General features: G+C 53.2%; 3 tRNA genes. All 3 read left to right on the top strand.

The window, feature by feature from the left end:
* The first annotated feature begins 104 nt into the window (after positions 1-104).
* The 3 genes from ACSQ83_RS35940 to ACSQ83_RS35930 all read left to right on the top strand — a co-directional run bounded on the left by ACSQ83_RS35940 (position 105) and on the right by ACSQ83_RS35930 (position 387).
* Positions 105-190, top strand: a tRNA-Tyr gene (locus tag ACSQ83_RS35940).
* Between the two features lie 36 nt (positions 191-226).
* A tRNA-Gly gene (locus ACSQ83_RS35935) sits at positions 227-300 on the top strand.
* Positions 301-312: 12 nt separating this feature from the next.
* Positions 313-387: transfer RNA gene (locus ACSQ83_RS35930), tRNA-Thr, on the top strand.
* Positions 388-453: the final 66 nt, after the last annotated feature.

Here is a 453-nt window from a genome sequence, read left to right as displayed (position 1 = left end):
TTTTTGCGTTTCGTAACACCTATAAGTGAGAGGCTTCGATTATTCGAGACTCGCTGAAAGCTTGACACAACAGCGATGTTCCCCCATAATCGTCAGTTCTCTGCGGAGGGGTGCCCGAGTGGCTAAAGGGGGCAGACTGTAAATCTGTTGGCTTACGCCTACGCTGGTTCGAATCCAGCCTCCTCCACCAGAACATGTAGCAAGCGTCGGGAATCGTTAGACCCAAGCGGGTGTAGCTCAATGGTAGAGCAGAAGCCTTCCAAGCTTATGACGAGGGTTCGATTCCCTTCACCCGCTCCAGCATCAAGGTCCGCCCATGTGGCTCAGTGGTAGAGCACTCCCTTGGTAAGGGAGAGGTCAGCAGTTCGATCCTGCTCATGGGCACCAGCAACATTAGTCCACACTGTTTGCGCGCGGCGCAAGGTACGGAAAAATTCCTGTTAGGAGTCGAAA

Source organism: Caballeronia sp. LjRoot29, from assembly GCF_964252755.1.
GTDB lineage: Bacteria > Pseudomonadota > Gammaproteobacteria > Burkholderiales > Burkholderiaceae > Caballeronia.
This window is presented reverse-complemented; position numbering and strand designations above follow the sequence as displayed.